Raw genomic sequence first — 18,349 nt, 5'->3', positions numbered from 1 at the left:
GATCAGCTCCTGGAGTCGGTGCGGCGGACGTGGTTGCGCAGGGTGCCGATGCCGGGGATCTCGGTCTCGACGAGATCGCCGTCGGCGAGGAAGACCGGCGGGTTCATGCCCGAGCCCACGCCACCGGGGGTGCCGGTGAGCACGAGGTCGCCGGGGCGCAGGGTCGTGAAGGTGGAGATGTAGGCGAGCAGGTCGGCGGCGTCGAACACCAGCGTGCTCGTGTTTCCGCGCTGCCGCTCGACTCCGTTGACCCGGCAGATCACCTCGACGCCCGCGACCGGGTCCAGCTCGTCCGGGGTGACGACCACCGGTCCGAGCGGGGTGGAGCGGTCCCAGGCCTTGCCCTGGAACCACTGGAGCGTGCGCTTCTGCCAGTCCCGCACGCTGATGTCGTTGGCGACCGTGTATCCGGCGATCGCCCGCCGGGCCGTCTCCCGGTCGGCGCGCGTGAGCTCGGCCCCGACGACGACCGCGAGCTCCGCCTCCCAGTCCATGTCGAGGCCGGGCGGCAGGACCAGGTCGTCCCCGGGGCCGGTCAGCGTGTCGGCGAACTTGGCGAAGAGCGTGGGGTGTTCCGGCAGCTCGCGGCCCATCTCGGTGATGTGGTCGGCGTAGTTCAGACCGCAGCAGACGACCTTGCGCGGTGAGGGGAGTGGCAACACCGGTACAGCGCCGGGGAGTTCGACCCCCGCGAGGTCCGCGAGGTCCGCGAGGTCCGCGACGCGGTCGGCCGCCGTGGTCGTCAGCAGCGCGGAGAGATCGTCGGTCGGCAGTGCCCGCCAGCGGTCGCCGTCGAGCACGGCGGCCGTGGTGCGGCCGCCGTGGGCCACGGTGGCGAGCTTCATGGTCGTTCTCCCTCGGGGTCGCGACGGTGGTGACGGCGGCAGGGACGGCTGGGGTGACCGGACTGCTGTATAGCGAGATTTTCACGACCGTCGAAAACAGTCAATAGATGGGTTACGCTGCCTGTGTCGTCCCGTCCGGTCCGTCCGAGGAGGAACCCGCAATGTCTCCGATCCCGGTGAACCCGCCCTCGCTCCCCGCACCGAGCGGCTACTCGCACGGCACGCTGAGCGGCAACACGCTGTACCTGGGCGGACAGACGGCCCTGGACGCGGACATGCGGATCGTCCCCGGCGGCATCGTCGAGCAGTTCCGCCAGGCGTTCGGCAACGTGCTCACCACACTGCGCGCGGCCGGCGGCATCCCCGAGGACCTGGTCAGCCTGACCCTCTACCTCACCGACATCCCCGACTACCAGGCCCACGGCAAGGAGATCGGCAAGGCCTGGCGCGAGCTCGCGGGACCGGTCTACCCGGCGATGGCGGGCATCGGCACGACCGCGCTGTGGCAGCCGGAGGCGATGATCGAGATTCTGGGGGTTGCGGTGATTCCGGACGAGCGGGTGATTCGTACGGAGGAGCCGAACGCCTCCGGGGCGTGACGGAACGCCGTGCGCCGGCTTCCCGGGGCGGCGGGAGCCGCGTGTGGGTGTGGGAATGCGCACGGCTGCGTAGGCCGGGTCGCCCGGAGGCGCTTGTGCCCGGCCCGGTCGTGCGCCACGCCGATGCCCAACTCGGCCACGGGGTCGACGTACACCGGTGGTGTGTCGGCGTCCGGGTCCGACAGCGCCTCCGGCGGGAACGGCGGAGTCGGCGCGGAGGGTGACGGTCGGGCTGCCGGGTCGTCGGCATCTGGCGGCTGCCCAGCCCGTCAGGCGCCCGTCGCGAGGCGACCCGCGGCAAGCCGTCGCCACCAGCACGTCGACTTTCGTGGCTCGTGCGCGGTGTCGACCACGCACGAGCCCGTCCGCGCCCGGGGAGTCAGCCCGCAGCGGTGTTGTAGTTGACGATGCGTTCCACGAGGAGGGCCACCGCACCGGACAGTGGGCTGTCCGCTCCCTTGCTCGCCACGTCAGGCAACCGGTGAGCCTCCTCCTCGGTGGCTGCCACCATGCCCCAGAACGCGTTGAAGGCCGAAGGGTCCGTCGGCTTGTCGCAGGCCGCCCGGACGGTCATGACACCGTCCTCCTCGGCCGTGGCCAGCGCACCCATCTGCCGCAGCGTGTCGGGATCCCGCTCCTCGGCGGCCACGACACTCCAACCCGCCACCTCTGTCTGTCGCAACGCGGTGAGAAGACTGCCGGTACTGCCCGCGCCGGAGACAACGATGTCGGGCAGGACAAGAGCCACCGGCCCGTGCGTCATCGGCAGGGCGGACCGGATCGCGCCGTCGAGATCCGGTTCCAACGACTGGTCCTGATAGACGAAGACCATGTGGAAGATCCCGGCGTAGCGCGCGAGATAGCTCACCGTGTCCAGCTTGTGCGTCCCGAACACGACGACCAGGCGCACGTTCAGTCCGCTTTTGGCCAGCTCGACGACGGGCTCCAGACTGCGGTCCAGCACGGTGATCCCGGGAGCCAGACAGTGCAGCTCCTTCGAGTAGGGCGCTCCGAAGCGCGTTCCGGATCCGGCACAGGGAAAGATGATCGAGACATCAGGGAGGGGCACGGACGAACTAGGCATGGAGTGGCTCTCAGATTGTGTTGACGATCGGGAACCTTGCGCTCTTCGCCGGGTGCGGGTACGGGCGGCCCCAGGTCGACGCCGCACAGCGTCGACCTGGAAGCAACATCGGCGCTCACCGTAGCCACCGAGGGCGGTTCCACGCGAGAGGGAGCGGCATGTGTGATCTACGAGACCGGCCACCCCACGGGACTCCAGGACCCGCATCCGTCCGCCGCCGACGTTCTCAACCTCCTTACGGCGGCGCTGACTTCCGCATGCGCCTGGACGAGGGCAAGGAGCGCGAGGATCCCCGCACCCCCGTGATCGGGGACCACTGTCGCGTTCGGTACCACGCGACGTACAGTGCTGCCGCGCACCCGCTGCGGCCGACCCGTCGCCGTCGACGAGGACAGCTCGAAGCCTGGGCGGGCACGAGCTGCAACGTACGGAAGACCGAACGGAAGACCGAACGGAAGACCGAACGGAAGAGGACGCGGAATGCGGGTGCTGTTGTCCACGTACGGGACGCGTGGTGATGTCGAACCACTGCTGGCACTCGCCGTGCGGCTGCGGGAACTCGACGTGGACGTACGGATGTGCGCCCCGCCGGACGACGAGTTCGTGGAGCGGCTGGCAGGTCTCGGGATGGAGTTGGTGCCGATCGGGCCGCCGGTACGGGACCTGATGCGCGGGGCGGCCCTGCCGTCCGCGGCGGATCTGGCCCGGTACCGGACCGAGATGGTCGACGCGCAGTTCGACATCTTCCCGGCGGCGCTCGACGGATGTGACGCGCTGGTGGTGGCCGGCCTGGCACAGATCGCCGCGCGGTCCGTGGCCGAGGCCGTGGGCGTCCCCTACGTGTACACGAGCTATTCGGCGGTCAACCTGCCGTCGCCGCACCATGCCCCGCCGCCGCGGCCGGGCTGGCCGGAACCGGCGGCGAGCGACAACCGGACGCTGTGGGAACTCGACGCACAGAACGTGAACGCGCAGTTCGCCGAGGTGCTCAACGGCCACCGGGCATCGCTCGGTCTGCCCCTCGTGGACAACGTCCGCGACCATGTCCTCACCGACCGGCCGTGGCTGGCGGCGGACCCGGTCCTCGGACCGTGGCCGGAGACGGCGGGCCTCGACGTGACACAGACCGGTGCATGGACGCTGCCGGACGAACGCCCGCTGCCGGACGACCTGTTGGCGTTCCTGGACGCGGGCGCGCCGCCGGTCTACGTGGGCTTCGGCAGCATGCGCCCGTCGCCGGACATCGCCCGCAGGGCCGTCGAGGCGATCCGCAGACATGATCACCGCGTACTCGTCTCCCGCGGCTGGGCGGACCTGGACCTCGTCGACGGCCGGGACGACTGCTTCGCCATCGGCGAGGTCAACCACCAGCGTCTGTTCGCCAGGGTGGCCGCCGTGGTGCATCACGGCGGCGCGGGCACCACGCAGACGGCCGCCCGCGCGGGGGCGCCGCAAGTGGTGGTACCTCTCCAGTTGGCGGACAACCCGTACTGGGCCGGCCAGGTCGCGGCCCTGGATCTCGGCGCCGCACTCGACAGCCCGACGCCGACCACCGAGTCCCTGGACGTCGCGTTCAAGACGGCCCTGGCACCGGAGACCCGCGCGCGGGCCAAGGCGCTGGGCGGGGAGATCCGCACCGACGGAGCGGCGGTCGCCGCGAACCTGCTGCTGGGTGCGCTGCCCGGGACGCGGTAGTCGGCTGCTAGCGTTCCGGCGCATGACAGACGGCGTGTACGTGGGTAATGCGGGCAAAGACGCGGCACTGGACCGGGGATGGCTGCTCGGGCACTTCAAGGAGGACGGTGGTCCGCGCCACAGCGACGCCGTGGAGGTCAAATGGGGCGTCCATCCACGGGGCGATCAGCGAGCGCAGTGGGTGAAGGGCGAAGTGCGTACAGCTCTTCTGGTTCTCATTTCAGGGCGTTTCCGTATGGAGTTCCCCGGCCGTAGCGTGCTGCTGGAAGAACAGGGCGACTATGTCGTCTGGGGTCAGGGAGTCGATCACTCCTGGGCCGCCGAGGACGATTCCGTGGTACTGACCGTGCGCTGGCCTTCTGTGCCCGGATATGCCGTACCGCGCGAGGAAGAGCGGACAAGTTAGCGTTTCTTCCTGTATGTGAATTTCATGGGACTCTTTTTCGGTGTGGGTGCTATGCGAGGTGCCGCGGAATGTCGAGTGTTGACATGCGCTGAGACCGTGATCGATGATTACGGCTGTGTCACGGAGATCCGGGAGGAAATCCGAGTGAGCAGGAAAGTGATGTGACCAGGTAATTTGGCCAGCGATTTCGAGAATCGAATGGTCGAATCGCCTGGCCGCTTTCGACCGCCTCGCCCCGTGGGCTCGTCCCTTCATCAACGACCTGTGTGCCCCGTCTCCCGGTGATCGTTCCGTGATGACGGCGCCCCGCGCGCATCCCGTACGTCGGCCCCGCGTTCACTCCCTCGCGACGCCTGCTCGACGGCGGGCACACCCTGTTCCGGACCGTCGGCAGTCCGGTGATCCCGGCTTGTCGCGCCCGAAGTCACCCAGCCCCACACCGATGGGAAGGCCAGGTACCGCCGGTGCACAACACCCCCCACCCTGTCCCCACTCCGCGCGCGCCCCGCATCCGGCCCGCCTCCTTCGCCCAGCGGCGCCTGTGGTTCCTGTCCCAACTGCCGGGCGCGAACGCCGCGTACAACGAGACGATCGCCTTCTCCCTGACCGGCCCGCTCGACATCGACCTGCTGTCCCGCGCCTTCGACGAGGTGACCGACCGTCATGAGTCGTTGCGGACACGGCTGGTGGCCGTAGCAGGGGAAGTGCACCAGCACATCGACCCACCCGGCGCGGGATTCGCCCTGACCTTCGAGGACCTCACCGCCGCCGACGACTCCGCCGCGCGCGTCGCCGCCCGCCAACTCGACGAGGAACAGCGGCCGTTCGACCTCGAAGCCGGCCCGCTCGGGCGCGGACGCCTGCTCGCCGTGGGCCCGGAGCGTCACGCGTTACTGCTGACGTTCCATCACAGCGTCTACGACGGCGTCTCGATGAACGTCATGATGGACGAACTCAGCCGGATCTACGAGGCGTTCGCGGCCGGCGCCCCGAACCCGCTCCCCCCGCTCGCGGTGCAGTTCGCCGACCACGCGCAGACCCGGCAGCAGGCCGTCCTCGACGGCGCGCTCGCCGCCCAGGAGGAGTACTGGCAGCGCGCGCTGCACGACGCGCCGCCCGTCCTGGAACTCCCCACCGACCGGCCCCGTCCGACGGAACAGCAATACGCGGGCGGCCGGGCCGAGTTCAGCCTCGACGCCGAGGTCACCGCCGGTCTCCGCGGCCTGGCCAGACAGCACGGGGCCACCTCCTTCGTGGCGGTACTGGCAGGCTGGGCGATTCTGCTGTCACGCCTCTCCGGGCAGGACGACATCGTTGTCGGAAGCCCGTTCGCCAACCGGCGTGGCCCCGTAGCCGCCGGACTCATCGGCTTCCTCGTCAACTCCCTCCCGTTGCGCGTCGATCTGTCCGGCTCCCTCACCGTGTCCGAGGCCCTCACCCGCACCCGAGCCGTCGTACGCGAGGCCCTCGCACACCAGGACCTGCCTTTCGAGCGCATAGTCGAGCTGGTCAATCCACCACGCAGCGCCTCCCGCACTCCCCTCTTCCAGACCATGCTGGCCTGGGTCCCCGAACGACAGGACCTGCTGCACCTGCCCGGAGTCGAGGCCCGGCCGCTGCCGATCACCCACGCCCCGGCCAAGTTCGATCTCGCCGTCTCGGCGACCGAGTCCGACGGCCGCATCACCGGGCACCTGGACTACGCGACGGCCCTCCTCGACCACAGCACCGCCGAGCGCTGGGCCGGCCATCTGCGCCACCTGCTCACCGACATGGCCCACCACCCCGAACGGGACATCCGCGCCCTGGAGTTGATGGAGCCCGAGGAACGCCGGCGGGTGCTGCTCGACGGCGACGCCACGCGGCCGGAGACGACCGGATCCGTTCCGTACATGGCCCCCGGGTCCGTCCCGCACATGGCCCTTGGGCCCGTCTCGCACATGGTCCCCGGGGTCGCCCCGCGCACGGCGTCCGGTTCCGCTCCGCACACGGCCCCCGTGCCCGCCTCGCACACGGCGTCCGGGCCCACCCCGGGCGCGACGACCGAGTTCGTCCCACCCCCGGCGACCGGACTCGTCGAACTCTTCGAGGCACAGGTCCGCGCGCGCCCCACGCACACCGCCGTCGTCGACCGCGACGGCACCCTGGACTACGCGTCTCTCGACCGCCGCGCCAACCACCTCGCGCACGCCCTGATCGCCCGGTCCGTCCGCCCCGGCGACGTCGTGGGCCTGCACGCGACGCGGTCCCGCGAGCTGGCCGTCGGCATCCTGGGCATCCTCAAGGCGGGCGCCGCCTATCTCCCGCTCGACCCGGGCCAGCCCGCCGAACGCCTCGCGACCATGGTCGAGGACGCGGCCTGCCCCCTCGTGCTGAGCGACCACGACAGCGCGCAACGAGCCCCCGAATGGCTCGACTTGACGGCCGTAGAGGCCGAGGGGGCCGCTGAGCAGGGACCGCCCGTGGACATCGGCCATGCGCCGGACCGCCTGGCCTACGTGATCTTCACCTCCGGATCCACGGGACGGCCCAAGGGCGTCGCCGTGGAGCACCGCAGCGTCCTCAACCTCTTCGCCACCTGGCACACCCGCATGGGCACCGCGCCAGGAGAGGTCGGCTCGGCCTGGTCCAGCATCGGCTTCGACGCCTCGATCCACGAACTGCTGCTGCCCCTGACCACCGGCGGCGAACTGCACATCGTCCCCGAGGAGTTGCGCGGTGACCCCGAGGCCCTGCTGACGTGGATGCGCGAACACGCGGTGACCCAGGCGTTCCTGCCGCCCGCCTACGTCAAGTGGATCGACGAGGACCCCGCCGTACGACTACGCGGGCTCCAACTCCGCACCCTCCTCACGGGAGTCGAGTCGCTCACCGAAGCCGCGCTGCACCGCATGACCCAGCACATACCGGGTCTGCGGATCTGCTTCGGCTACGGCCCCACCGAAGCGACCCTCTACAGCACCGCCCACTACGAGCCCCGCCCGCTGGAACAGCCCTGCCCCATCGGCCGCCCGCTGCCCGGCACCCGGATGTACCTGCTCGACGGCCGGATGGAACCCGTCCCGCCCGGGGTGGTGGGGGAGGTGTACCTCGGTGGAGCGTCGCTGGCGCGCGGCTATCTGGGCCGCCCCGACCTCACCAAGGAACGCTTCCTGCCCGACCCGTTCGTGCCCGGCGAACGCGTCTACCGCACCGGCGACCTCGCCCGACGGCTGCCGGACGGCCAGGCGCACTACCTCGGCCGCGCCGACGACCAGGTCAAACTCCGCGGCTTCCGCATCGAACCGGCGGAGGTCGAGGCCGCGCTCATGGGCCTGCCCGGCGTCCGCGAGGCCGCCGTCCTCGTCGACCAGGACGCGACCGGCCAGCCCCGTCTGCTCGCCGCCATCGGCCGGGGCACGGCACCGGCCCGCACCGCCCACGACTGGCGCACCGCCCTCGCCCGCCGACTGCCCGACTACATGATCCCCGCCGTCTTCCTCGACCTCGACGCCCTGCCGCTCAACCGCAGCGGCAAACTCGACCGGCCCCAACTGCTGCGCCTGGCCCAGGAGTCGACCTCCGACCAGGTCAACACGGCCAGCCCGCGCGACCATGTCGAACACGGCCTGTACCGGATCTGGCAGCGCATCCTGCTCCACCCCGACATCGGCGTCAGCGACAACTTCTTCGAGATCGGCGGCACTTCACTCTCGGCCATCAAGATGGCCCACGCCGTGACCGAGACCTTCGGCCGCCGCCTCCCGGTGGGCGAGGTGATGACCCGCCCCACCATCGAGACCCTGGCCGCACTGCTGCGCGAGGACGGCACCACCCGCGCGCCCGGCAGCCTCATCGAGTTCCGCACCGGCACCGGCCCGCGCGTCGTGTGCGTCCACCCCGCCGGCGGCACCGCCTTCTGCTACCTGCCCCTGGCCACCCTCCTGCCCGAGAACGTCGGCCTGTACGGCATCCAGTCCCCGGGAGTGAACCCCGACGAGGACCTCCTGCCGAGCGTGGAGGCCATGGCCGAGGAGTACCTGCGCCTGCTCGAACCCGACCGCGAAACGCCCCTGGTCCTGACCGGTCTGTCCTACGGCGGCCTCGTCGCCCATGAGATGGGACGCCTCCTGGCCCGTGCCGGACACCGGGCCGTCAGCGTCGTCCTGCTCGACACCCAGGCCACCGACGACGCGTCCGCACGCGCGGAGATCGGCGCCGTGGACGCGGCCGAGTTCCGCGACAAACTCGTGAGGTTCAACGGGATGTACCCCGGTATCGACGACGCCCAGGTCGACCGCTACTTCCACCTCTACAACCACAACCGCCTCACCGCCCGCGAACACCTCCCGGCGGCCTCCCCGGCACGCCTGGTCCTCGCCCAGGCCGTGCCGGACGGCGACGACACCCCCTTCCACGCCGAGGTCCGAGCCTTCTGGCGACACCGCGCCGAGGGTGACTACCGCGTCGAGACGATGGAGTGCGACCACTGGGAGATCCTGGAGGGCGTCGGAGCGGCCCAGGTCGGCACCCTGCTCACTGCCGAACTGGCCCACCACGGTGCCGAGTTGGCGCTGCCGGTACGGGAGGCGTGATGGATCACGGTCCCGCCGCCCACGGAGTGTTCCCGACTCCTGCGAGAACTGTCTCCCTCGCCGAAGCCGTATTGGCGCAAGGCCGCCGCACCCCTTCCGCCGTCGCCGTCGAGGACGGAGACAGGGTCCTCGACTACGCCGAACTGGAACGAGCCGGCGGCCGAGTCGCAACACGCCTGTACGCGGCAGGAGTTCGCCCCGGCCAGGCGATCGCCGTACACCTGCCCCGCTCCTGGAGACTCGTCTGCGTCATGCTCGGCATCCGCCGCGCAGGAGCCACCGTCGTCCCCCTCGACCGGCTCAGCCCGCCCGACCGGCAGCGGCACATCCTCGACGACTCGGGCGCCGTCGCCGTGGTCCACGACAGCGGGCACGCACCTCAACTGCCGGAACACGTCACCGCGTTGGACGTCCACCTGCTCCTGGACGCCGACGGGTCCGGCCTGCCCGCCGTATCCCAGGAAACCCCCGGCGACACCGCCACGGGCTTCGTCTTCTACACCTCCGGCAGCACCGGGCGCCCCAAGGGCGTCGAGGTCACCGACGACGGGGTGCTGCGCCTGGCCCGGCCGGGCTACCTCGACCTACGGCCGGGCGCCCGCTTCGCCTGCCTGGCCAACCCCGCCTTCGACGCGCTCAGTTTCGAGGTGTGGGTCCCCCTCCTGACCGGCGGCGTCTGCGTCGTGCTCGACGATGAAGAGGTGCACAGCGCGCCCCGGTTCGCCAGGGTGCTCGGCGAGCGCCGCGTCGACACGCTGTTCATCACAACGGCCCTGTTCAACGCGGTCGTCGAGCAGGAGCCCGACTGCTTCTCCACCATCGGGCAGGTACTCGTCGGGGGCGAACAGCTCAACGCCCGGATCATCCGCCGCTGGTATCAGACCAACGCCGCCTCCCGCACCGTCCTGCACAACGTGTACGGCCCGACGGAGGCGACGACCTTCGCCCTCTGCCACCCCATCCCACGCGACTTCGCCGGCGACACCATCCCGATCGGCACCCCGCTCCCCGGCACCGGCGCACTCCTGCGCACCGAGGACGACCGCACCGCCGAACCCGGCGAGGTCGCCGAACTCCTCCTGTCCGGAACGGCGTTGGCCCTCGGCTACCGCAACCTCCCGGAGCAGACCGACCGCGGCTTCGTACGGCTGCCGCACGAGGACGGCGCCGAGCATCGCTGGTACCGCACCGGTGACCTCGTACGCCAGGACACCGAAGGCCGGATCACCTACGTCGGCCGGGCCGACCGGCAGGTCAAGGTCCGTGGCTTCCGTATCGAACCGGGCGAGGTGGAGCGGCAGATCCTCGCCCAACCGGCCGTCCGCCAGGCCTACATATGCACCCGCCGCGACGAGGCCGACCGCAGTGAACTGCTCGCCTTCCTCGTCCTGGGCGCCGAACTCTCCTACGACGCCTACGACCGGCATCTCACCGCCGTCCTGCCCTCGTACATGCGCCCCCATCACACCTACCTCGTCGCCGAGTTGCCCCGGAACGCCAACGGCAAGGTCGACCGGGACGCCCTGCTGCGCGCGGCCGGGACCCCGTGGCGCGGTGCGCGGGACGGCGACGTACCCGTCAGCGCCGAGCAACGGCGGGTGCTGGAGGTCGCCGAGGACATTCTCGCCGTCAACGGCCTGCGCCCCGGGGACCGTTGGGCCGCGAGCGGCGGCGACTCGCTGAAGGCGCTGCGGTTCCGCTTCGAGATCCTCAGCCGCTTCGCCGTCGACCTGCCGCACGACCTCGTCCTGCGGGCCGACTTCGCCGCCCTCGCCGACGCCGTGCACGCCCCGGAGCGGACCGCGGGCGAACACCCACCTGTGCCCGGCTCCTCGGGCGAGCCGACCGCACCGGCCACCAGCGAACAGGAACGCCTCTGGCTCCTGCACCAGCGCGAGCCCGAAAACCCCTCCTACGACGTCCCGTTGGCCTTCCGCGTCCGGGGCCGCGTCGACACGACGGCACTGCGTCGCGCGGTGCGCACACTGGTCGAACGGCATGTGGCCCTGCGCACCCGACTGGCCCCTACCCCCGATGGGCTGCTCCAGCAGACCGGCGATCCCTACGACCCGTGGCAGGCGCTCGAAGCCCACCCCGGGGAGGAGTGGCAGGACACCGCCGACCGGTTCTTCGGCCACCGCTTCAACCTCGGCGAGGCCCGGATGCTGCGGGCCGCCTGGGTGGCGCAGGACGAGGGCGGACTGCTCCTGTTGCACCTGCACCATGTCGCCGTGGACGGCTGGTCGCTCAACCTCCTCCTCCGCGACCTCAGTGACGCCTGCACCAGCGACACTGCCCACCCCCTCGCTGACCTCACCCCCCTCGACTTCGCCCACTGGCAACGCAGTTGGCGCACCAGCCCCGCCTACGAGGACCGCCGCACGCGACTCCGCTCCCACTACGGCCGTGACGGCGAACCGTCGCCCGCCCTGCCGGCCCCCGACGCCCCACGGGCCCGTCTGCTGCGTACCTCGCTCGACCTGGTCCGCCGCAGCGCGCTGGACCGGCGCGCCGCACAACTCGGCCTGACCCGCTTCCAGTTGCTGGTGTCCGCCTTCGCCACAAGCCTCTACGGCGTGACCGGGCAGGGCCGCCCGCTGGTCGCCACGCCGGTGGTGAACCGACCCCGCCCCGAATTCGCGGACACGGTCGGCATGTTCGCCAACACCGTGCTCCTGGACCTGGCGATGGAGCCGCACAGCTCCCTGGACGCTCAACTCGCGGTCCACTCCACCGCCGTGCACACCGTGCTCCAGGACCAGGAGGTCGCCCTCGCCGACGTCCTCGCGGACCGCGCCTTCCGCGAGCGAACTCCCTTGTTCGACTACCTTTTCGTCCTGGAGAACACCGACTTCTCGGCCCTGCGCCTGGACGGCTGTGAGGTACGGCCGCTGTGGCCCGAGCCGCTGGGGGCCAAGTGCGCGCTCACCCTGTCGGTGGTGGAACACGAGGGCGGCTTCGACTGCCTGTGGGAGTACCGCGACGACCTCGGCGCCGAACGCGCCCGAGCCGCCGCCCGCCTCTTCCGCCAGACCCTCGACCAGCTGACCGGCGGCACCGACACCACCGTCCACGAACTGGTCGCCGACTACCGCCGTACCCTGCCTGATCACGGCCAAGGCCCAACACAGGCACCGGACTTCACCAACGTCGCCGACGGCTTCGCCCGGCAGGCGGCCCGTACTCCACACGCCCCCGCCGTCACCACCGGCGAGTTGACCCTGACCTACGCCGAACTCGACGCCCAGGCCGCCGAGTTGGCCGCCGTACTCGGCACCCTGCTCCCGGCCGACCCCGCCGCGCCGGCCGCTGTGGCGCTCTACCTCCAGCCCTCCGCCGAACACGTCGTGGCGCTCCTGGCGGCGGCCCGTCTCAACCTCACCGTCGTCCCCCTCGACCCCGCCTATCCACCACCCTTGCTGCGGCATGTGCTCGACCGGGCCGACCCCTTGTGCGTCCTCGTGGCACCCGAGGACGAAGCCCTCCTCGCCGCGATCGCCCCACCGTCGCTGCCCCGGCATCTCCTCACCCTTGTCGAAACCCCCGCCGCAGTGCCCCAACTGCCCGCGCACCAGGGGCAGCGCCCGCTCTACACCCTGTTCACGTCCGGCTCCACCGGCACTCCCAAAGGCGTCCAGGTCTCCGACCGGACCCTGTGCAACCTGCTGACCTGGCAGCGCACCGACGGCGGACTGAGCGGGCCCGCCGTCACCCAGCAGTTCTCCATGCTGTCCTTCGACGTGTCCTTCCAGGAGATCCTCACCACCCTGTGCTCAGGCGGCCTGCTGCGCCTGGTGGAACCCGCCTGGCGGCACGATGTCCCCTCCCTGCTGCGGGAGTTGGAGACCGGGGGAGCGGAACGGATCTTCCTGCCGTACGTCGCTCTGCAACTGCTCGCCGAGCACGGGGTGCGCACCGGGCAGTTCCCGTCCCGGCTGCGGGAAGTCGTCACCGCCGGGGAGCAGTTGGTGTGCACCGACGCGATCCGCCGCTGGTTCGCCGGTCTTCCGGACGCCCGGCTGTTCAACCACTACGGGCCCACCGAGACCCATGTCGTCAGCGGCCTGTGCCTCGACGGCGACCCCGCCGACTGGCCGCTGCGCCCCGCGATCGGCCGTCCAGTGGCGAACGCCGTCCTGCGGGTCGTGGACGAGGGCGGACTGCCCGTCCCGCCCGGTGTCACCGGCGAGTTGCTGATCGGCGGGCTCATGGTGGGCCGCTGCTACGTCGGCGACGACACATCGCAGCACGACCGCTTCACGGACGACCCGGACCTCGGGACCTTCTACCGCACCGGCGACCTGGCCCGGTTCGACGCGCGGGGTCTGCTGCACTACGCGGGCCGCGACGACGGCCAGGTCAAACTCGGCGGCCACCGGCTGGAGTTGGGGCAGGTCGAGGCCGCGCTGTTGCAGTATCCCGGAGTGACCCACGCGGTCGCGGCGGTGGCGGACGGGCGCCTGGTTGCCTGTCTGCAATGCCGGGGCGGCGACCCCGACGTGGCGGACCTCACGGATCATCTGGCCGGACTGCTGCCGGCCTATGTACGCGTCAGCCGTTTCCGGCGCCTGACCGAACTGCCGCGCACGCCGAGCGGAAAGCTGGACCGCCGGGCGGCACTCACCGCCCCGGGCCGGGAGCTGCGGTCGACCGACGTGACCGCTCCCGCCCTCTCGTCGCTCGAAGCACGGCTGGCCGCCCTGTTCGAGACCGTGACCGGCAAGGCGGTCGGCGTGGAACAGCGGTTCTTCGACGCCGGTGCCACCAGCCTGGACCTGATGCGCTTCCAGCTCCGCTGCGCGGGCGAGGGCGAACTCGCCTTCACCGTCCCGGAGTTGTTCGAGCACGTCAGCCTTCGCGCACTGGCCCGCCTCATCGAGGTGCGTGCAACGGAGGCCACCCACGCGACCGCCGTCGCCCCACCGCCGGGGGAGCGGGCCGGTGAACCTGTCGCCGTCATCGGGATGGCCGTACGACTGCCGGGCGCCCCCGACCTCGCCGCCTTCTGGGACCTGACGGTTTCCGGCGGCCGGGGCATCGAGCACTTCCCGGCGGCGGACGGCCGGGTCGGCGCCCGCAGCCAGCTCGCGGGGCTGCTCGACTTCGACCCGGGCCGCTTCACGATCAGCCCGCACGAGGCCCGGCTCATGGACCCCCAGCAGCGACACCTCCTGATGAACTGCGTCGAGGCACTCGCCCACGCCGGAATCGGGGACCCGTCGGCCCAGCGGGTCGGACTGCTGGCGGCCTGCGGGGAGAACACCTACTTCCAGCGCATGCTGCGCGACGCGGACCCCGCCCAACTGCCCGACAGCTTCCGCCTGGCGCTGCACCACGAGAAGGACTTCCTGGCCACCAAGGCCGCCTATCACCTCGGCCTGACCGGCCCCGCCTTCACCGTGCAGTCCGCGTGCTCCAGCTCGCTCGTCGGCGTGCACGTCGCCGCCGGGCTGCTGCGGCAGGGGGACGCCGATGTGATGCTCGTCGGCGGTGTCCTCGTCGACGTGGACCTGACCGACGGCTACACCTACCGACCGCAGCACATCTTCTCGCCGGACGGCCACTGCCGGCCCTTCAGCGCGGACGCCGCCGGCACCGTCGGAGCCAGCGGCAGTGGCGTGGTCGTCCTCAAGCCCCTCGCCGCCGCCCGCCGCGACGGGGACACCGTCTACGCCGTCATCACCGGCTCGGGCATCAACAACGACGGTTCGGACAAGCTGAGTTACAGCGCCCCGGCCCTGGCCGGACAGCGCGCCGCGATCCGCACCGCCCTGCACCGCAGCGGTCGTAGCGGAGCCGATCTCGGCTATGTGGAGGCGCACGGCACCGGCACCCGGCTCGGGGACCCGGTGGAGGCGGCCGCGCTGCGCCAGGCGTACGGACTGACGGACGACTCGCGGGTGGCGTTGTCCTCCGTGAAGAGCCAGATCGGACACCTGGGCGCCGCCGCGGGCGTCGTCGGCATGGTGCGGGCCGTGCTCGCCGTGCACCACGGGATCGTCCCGCCCACGGCCGACTTCGACCGGCTCAACCCGGAGATAGACGACGGCCCGTTCCGCATACCGGTCACCGCCGAACCCTGGCCGCAGGACGGGCCACGGGTCGCCGCGGTCAGCAGCTTCGGCATCGGCGGGACAAACGCCCACCTGCTGCTGGAGCAGGCGGACGCCCGACCCGCCGTACCCACCGCGTACGAAGCGGTGCCGTGCCTGGTGCTGTCCGGCAGTTCCGAGGCCGCCGTACGCGCGGACGCCCGCCGGATCGCCGCCTACCTCAGAGCGCACCCCGACACCTACCCGCAGGTGCTGCGGCACCTCCAGGCCGGCCGGCCCGCGCTCGGCCACCGGGCGGCGTCGGTCTGCGTGGACGCCGGTTCAGCCGTCGCCTGGCTCGAAATGCTCACCGACATCACGGCACCGCACCCGCGCACCGGCGAGCCCACCCGGGGCTGGGATCCGTACGCGCTCGCCGAGGCCTGGACGGCCGGGCACCCGCTCGTTTGGCCCGAGGGCCCCGCGCCCGCACCCTGGGACTTCCCGCCGCCCGCCTTCGACACGGCGGAGTACGACTTCCAGCTCGCGCCCATGCCGTCGGCCGGCCCGCAGCGGTTGCCCGCCGACCAGTGGCTGCACCAGCCGCAGTGGACGCGGCTGCGACGCGCCCGCACCGGCGGCCACGAACGACAGCGCACCGTCGTGGTGGTCACCGACGCGGGCGGTGCGTCGTGGCGGTTCCTGGAACGGCACTACGCCCGGGTGGTGACCGTCTCCGCCGGCAAGACCTTTGCCCGTCTCGGCGCGGACGCCTATGAAGCCGACCCCGCCGACTCCGCGCAACTCGCCGCCGTGCTGGAGGAGTTCACCCGGAACACCGGGCCCGGCGTCGACTGGCTGCACACGTTGCCGCTGGCCCTTGACGGCGGCCTCGACGAACACGCCCTGGAGGCAGCCCAGTTGGCCTGTCTCGACTCCGTCGCCGCGCTCGCCCGCGCTCTCGCGGACGTCCCGGCCGCCGTACGGCCCCGCGCCTGGCTGCTGTCCCACGGGGCGCAGCCGGTCACCGGCCCCGTCCGCACTCCTGAGGCGGGTCTGCTCGCCGCCGCGCTCGAAGTGCCCCGGCAGGAAATGGGCGTGACCCTCCGCTGGACCGACCTGCCCGGACCAGGTGCGGCCGACTGGGCGGCCCACCTGCCCGACCTGCTCCTGGACGACACGATCACCGAACCGGCGACCGGCCTGCGCGACGGCTTCTGGTGGCGGCGCACCCTCCAACCGGTCGCCGGCCTCAACTCCCCGCAACCCGCCGTCCGTTCGGCCGCACCCGGAACCCACCTGGTGCTCGGCGGCACCGGTGGAATCGGCGCCACCCTGGCCGCCCGCCTCCTGGAGCACCCCGGCAACCGCGTGGTCCTCGTTGCCCGGAGGACCGGGACACCGCTCGCGCTGCGGGCTCACCAGGACCGCGTCACGGTCGTTTCGGCCGACCTCGCCACGGACGAACTGAGCGCGGTCGCGGACCACTTGGCCCCGCACCTCGACGGCCTCGCCGGCATCGTCCACGCGGTCGGCGAGGCCGCCGGGGGACTCCTCGCCCGGCGCGACCCGGCCACCGCCCGCCGTGCCATCGCCGCCAAACTGCGCGGCGCCCTGCTCGTCGAACAGCTCATCGCCGAGTACGACCCCGACTACGCGGCCTACTGCTCGTCAATGGCGGCCGAGTTCGGGGGAGTTGGACAGTTCGACTACGCGGCGGCGAACGCCTGTCTCGACGCCTACGCCCATCACGCATCCCCTGCCGACGACGCCACCACCGTCCGTATGAGCATCGGCTGGGACGCGTGGCGGGACGTGGGCATGGCACAGCACGCCCTCACCACCGACACCCGCCACCAGGAACACCTGAAGGTCGCGCTCACCCCCGAGGACGGCGTCACGGTCTTCGAGCGGGCCCTGCACCTGCAATTGCCCCACCTGATGGTCAACACCACCGCGTTGGTGGAGGCTCGTTTCTTCTACGAACACGAACACGAACACGAGAACGAGCACGAGCGACAGCACAAGCATGAGCTGCTCGCCGACTCCACGCCGATCTCCTCCGTGCCCCCCGCATCCACCGACCCCACGGCCGAACTCACCGATATCCTGGTCGACTTGCTCGGCGTGGAGACCATCGACCCGGAGGCCGCGCTGTACGACCTCGGCGCCGACTCGCTCACCCTGTTGGAACTCATCGACGAGGTGAAGCTCCGCTTCGGCACCGACATCGACCTGTCCCGGCTCAGCCACCGGGTGAGCCTCGCCGAGGTGCTCGGCCATCTCGGCACCGACACCGACACCGGCACTCGTGCGTCCGCCGCGGCAGTGGACGTCGAGGTGTGGCAGCGCGGAACCGGTCCGGACGTCCTGTGCCTGGTCCATCCTGTCGGCGGCGACATCCAGGCCTACCGACCTCTGGTGGCGGCCCTGCCCGACGAGTTGACGGTCTGTCTGATCGCCGACCCGAAACTGCGCGACCCGGCGCAGCCCGCGCGGTCGATAGCCGAGCGTGCCGCGCACTACCTGGAAGCCGTGCGGGTCGCGTTCCCGGACCCCAACGTCCGTCTGGGCCTGGCGGGTTGGTCGTTCGGTGCCTGGACCGCCCTGTCCATGGCGGCACTTGCCGAGGCCGACGGCAGACCCGTCGACGCCGTCCACCTCCTCGATCCGCCACCGCCCGGCGCGGGCCAACGGCTCGCCGCCTACGACGAGGAGCAGGTGGACGCCGTGTTCGCACGGGAGCTGAGCGGCAATGGACACCGGGGTGGTGGCGGACGGCTCACCGAGTCCGGCCGCGTCTACGCCGAACGCCTCGCGCACTGCTGCCGTACGAATCTCGCGGCCATGGCCGACCACCGACTGCCCCGACTGCATCGGACGCCCGCCGAGGTGTGGCTCGCCGAACATCCCGTAGAAGAAGGGGTGTTGGCGCCGGAGCCGACCGCGCCCGGTGCGTGGGACGCCCATCTGCCCCGCCCGTTCCGCCTCCACCACGTCGACGCCACCCACTACGAACTCGTCGCGGAACCCCACGTACAGGCGATCGCCGCCGTACTCGCGGCGGCTCTGCCCGAGGGTGCCCTGTTCCGCCCCGCCGGACGAACCTGAGGA

7 protein-coding genes are annotated in these 18,349 nt (G+C 71.4%); 5 read left to right on the top strand and 2 right to left on the bottom strand.

The window, feature by feature from the left end:
- Positions 1-2: 2 nt before the first annotated feature.
- Positions 3-845 carry a fumarylacetoacetate hydrolase family protein gene (locus JHN63_RS04145; protein ID WP_200677285.1) on the bottom strand — a complete coding sequence of 281 codons (843 nt, stop codon included), beginning with the start codon at positions 843-845 and terminating at the stop codon, positions 3-5.
- Between the two features lie 161 nt (positions 846-1,006).
- On the opposite strand from JHN63_RS04145, the gene JHN63_RS04140 reads away from it, so the two are divergent.
- Positions 1,007-1,444, top strand: coding sequence for a RidA family protein (locus JHN63_RS04140; protein WP_200677284.1), 438 nt, complete (start codon positions 1,007-1,009; stop codon positions 1,442-1,444).
- A gap of 379 nt (positions 1,445-1,823) precedes the next feature.
- Here JHN63_RS04140 and JHN63_RS04135 read toward each other — a convergent pair whose 3' ends face one another.
- Positions 1,824-2,408: a hypothetical protein gene (locus JHN63_RS04135; protein WP_200677283.1), complete on the bottom strand. Its 585-nt coding sequence runs from the start codon at positions 2,406-2,408 to the stop codon at positions 1,824-1,826.
- A gap of 600 nt (positions 2,409-3,008) precedes the next feature.
- On the opposite strand from JHN63_RS04135, the gene JHN63_RS04130 reads away from it, so the two are divergent.
- The 4 genes from JHN63_RS04130 (at position 3,009) to JHN63_RS04115 (ending at position 18,346) form a co-directional block, all read left to right on the top strand.
- Positions 3,009-4,223, top strand: a complete 1,215-nt coding sequence (locus JHN63_RS04130) for a glycosyltransferase (protein ID WP_200677282.1) — start codon at positions 3,009-3,011, stop codon at positions 4,221-4,223.
- Positions 4,224-4,245: 22 nt separating this feature from the next.
- Complete coding sequence (locus JHN63_RS04125) at positions 4,246-4,629, top strand: signal peptidase I (RefSeq protein WP_200677281.1); 384 nt, start codon at positions 4,246-4,248, stop codon at positions 4,627-4,629.
- Between the two features lie 464 nt (positions 4,630-5,093).
- Positions 5,094-9,203 (top strand): amino acid adenylation domain-containing protein, encoded by a 4,110-nt coding sequence (locus tag JHN63_RS04120; protein ID WP_307781809.1) that lies wholly within the window; start codon positions 5,094-5,096, stop codon positions 9,201-9,203.
- On the top strand, positions 9,203-18,346 hold the full coding sequence (locus JHN63_RS04115; protein WP_200677280.1) for a non-ribosomal peptide synthetase: 9,144 nt from the start codon (positions 9,203-9,205) through the stop codon (positions 18,344-18,346). Before JHN63_RS04120 ends, JHN63_RS04115 begins: the two co-directional genes overlap by 1 nt.
- Positions 18,347-18,349 lie beyond the last annotated feature (3 nt).

It is taken from the genome of Streptomyces sp. MBT65 (assembly GCF_016612545.1).
In the GTDB taxonomy this organism is placed as follows: domain Bacteria; phylum Actinomycetota; class Actinomycetes; order Streptomycetales; family Streptomycetaceae; genus Streptomyces.
Note: the sequence above shows the minus strand (reverse complement) of the source record. Positions and strands in the feature narration are given on the sequence as shown.